We start from the raw sequence: 1,892 nt of genomic DNA, 5'->3' as shown, positions 1-1,892 counted from the left end.
GCCTCGCACCATGCCGCCAGGGAACGCTTGGATTCGATAAACCCCAGCATGATCGGCCAGATAATTTGCTCATCAACAGGCGCATGAGCAATCGATAGCGTGATACGCAACTTGCATTGGTCGCGCAGTGCACGGCGGATTTCGCTTAAGTCGATCGGYGTAGAAAGAGTGGCGGACCTACTTACGTAGAATGTCTCATCGTCGAAAGCCGGGCGCATTTCCAAAGGCAAGACGGCGTTAATCTTGGCCAATGCGTTTTTAACAGCGAAGGCAAACTTGTCGTCCATCTGACGACTGATCCATTGGGCGCCGGCTACAAGCGCTTGTATTTCTTCTTCTGTAAATGAGAGAGGGGGAAGAAGAAATCCAGGCTTGAGAACGTAGCCCAAACCAGGTTCACCCTCGATGTCGGCCCCCATACCCTGCAGTGTCAGTACATCGCGACGTATGGTGCGAAGTGACACCCCCAACTCCTGGGCGAGTGTCCGTCCCGATACCGTTCTGCGATGTCGACGGAGAACTTGCATCAGTTCAAACAATCGGTCACTTCTGGACATTCCTACTCCATTTCGATGACGCCTTTACCGCCGAGTTTTCGACCTTTTTCGAGTTCCCCGATCAGTTGAATAGCGTCGCTTAGGGAAACGGTTTTTCCTATCGGGATCCTGAAGCTTCCCTCACTGGCCGCTTTGGCAAGCTTATCCAGAATTTCAGCGCGCGGTGATCCGATGATTGGTTTGAGTCTGCGATCAAAAATAGCTCGAATAAACTTGCCAGGGCCTGGGTTCAGATCCAGAAACACGCCTCCCGCTCGCAACATCCCAATGCCTGTCGAAACCGGTAGCGTCGCCGCAGTGTCGTAAACCAAATCGAATCGTGTGGCGATACTCGATACCTGCGTGTTCCGATAATCATAGACGGTCTGCACCCCCAGCGACTTTGCTCGCTGGATGTCCTTGGCGCTGCAACTGCCCGAGACGACAGCGCCATGTATCAGCGCTATTTGTACGGCTGCTTCGCCGACGGCACCGGCACAACCGTTTACAAAAACGTGCTGGCCGGCTTGCAGCTTCGCTTTGTCGATTAGTCCGTTCCAAGCGGTTATACCGGGCGTGCCCAGACACGCGGAATCCTCGAATGAAACATCATCGGGCTTATGCGCTAGAAATGCTTCTTTTGTGATGACGGCTTCGCCAAACGCGCCGCTTTCTTTGAATCGGGCCAGACCGAAAACCGCATCGCCCACCTTCAGCCGCTTGACGCCTGGGCCGACCGATAAAACTGTGCCGGAACAAATCATGGATGAAGTTCTTCAATGCCGGGCGGGCCATTACAGTTTGTCATCCCACGCAACGCTGCTGTGGAGTCGGCGTAAGTGTCAAAAGCGTACCTCCTTGCCGAGCTGAATCGTAGGCAGCGTCCATGACCTGCATGATTGCCTCGGCGTCGCGTAATGATGCAATTGGCTTGGCCCCGTTACGGCACTCAGCAAGCACTTGTTTGACGAACAGTGGGTAATAGACGTCTGTGTCCAGTTGTAGTCGGCGGCTTCGAGTGCCGGCCGCAAGGTTCTGTCGATCCCTTATTTCGATTCGGTCGGGACCAGATTTGGCGTACATGCGATCGGACGAAAGGGTGAAGGAGAACTCGCGCTGCTCATCAAAGGTACTGGGGAAACTGTATCCCGTTTCCACAACACCGATCACGCCATCTTCAGTCTGCAGGGTCAATACCGAATAGTCTTCGACAGCACCCCGATGCGTCAGTGAGTTCATGACGGCTGAGACTCGTGAGACCTCCTTACCGGTCAATAACCTGAAGAGATCTATGAAATGCGTAGCCACGTTGATCGTTGATCCACCTCCAGAAAAAACGGGGTCGATGGCCCAGCC

3 protein-coding genes are annotated in these 1,892 nt (G+C 54.0%); all 3 read right to left on the bottom strand.

Going from position 1 to position 1,892, the window contains the following annotated elements:
• The coding region (locus AC1DLB_RS28930; RefSeq protein ID WP_477786183.1) for a helix-turn-helix transcriptional regulator at positions 1–557 on the bottom strand (557 nt) is incomplete at its 3' end.
• Positions 558–559: 2 nt separating this feature from the next.
• Complete coding sequence (locus tag AC1DLB_RS28925; RefSeq protein WP_477743057.1) at positions 560–1,300, bottom strand: NAD(P)-dependent alcohol dehydrogenase; 741 nt, start codon at positions 1,298–1,300, stop codon at positions 560–562.
• 40 nt (positions 1,301–1,340) lie between these two features.
• A partial coding sequence (locus AC1DLB_RS28920; protein WP_477786182.1) for a Gfo/Idh/MocA family protein occupies positions 1,341–1,892 on the bottom strand: 552 nt, incomplete at its 5' end.

The sequence above is a fragment of the Pseudomonas sp. 05N434 genome, from assembly GCF_056396965.1.
Note: the sequence above shows the minus strand (reverse complement) of the source record. Positions and strands in the feature narration are given on the sequence as shown.